The following is a 443-nucleotide window of genomic DNA, read 5'->3' as shown; positions in this document are numbered from 1 at the left end:
AATAAATATAATGTCTATTGGTAGAAAGAAATATGCTCTGGTTATTGTTGATGTGTACACCAGGTATACATGGGTTCATTTTCTAGCCAAGAAAGATGAAACTACTCAAATTCTGATTGAGCATGTAAAGCTGCTGGACAAAGGATCAAAGGACAAAGTCAAAGTTATAAGAAGTGATAATGGTACTGAGTTTAAGAATGCCACAATGAAAGAATTCTGCAAAGAAAGAGGTTTGAATCAAGAGTTTTTTGCTCCTGGTACACCACAACAAAATGGTGTAGTTGAAAGAAAGAACAGAACCTTGATAGAAGCTGCCAGAACAATGCTTGATGAAGCAAATTGCCAAATTATTTCTGGGCAAAAGCAGTTCAGACTGCTCGTTTCACTCAAAATGCCACTCTGATCAACAAACATGGAAAAACACCATATGAGATGGTAAAAGG

Annotated in this window: 1 protein-coding gene; it reads left to right on the top strand. The window is 36.3% G+C overall.

Features of this window, described 5'->3' with window-relative positions; all coding sequences use genetic code 11:
• Positions 1-403: DDE-type integrase/transposase/recombinase (locus ACEWB7_RS17830; protein ID WP_411581064.1), on the top strand; the 403-nt coding region annotated here is incomplete at its 5' end.
• Positions 404-443 lie beyond the last annotated feature (40 nt).

Source organism: Acinetobacter sp. NIOH-H-8 (assembly GCF_046635365.1).
Taxonomy (GTDB): Bacteria; Pseudomonadota; Gammaproteobacteria; order Pseudomonadales; family Moraxellaceae; genus Acinetobacter.
This window is presented reverse-complemented; position numbering and strand designations above follow the sequence as displayed.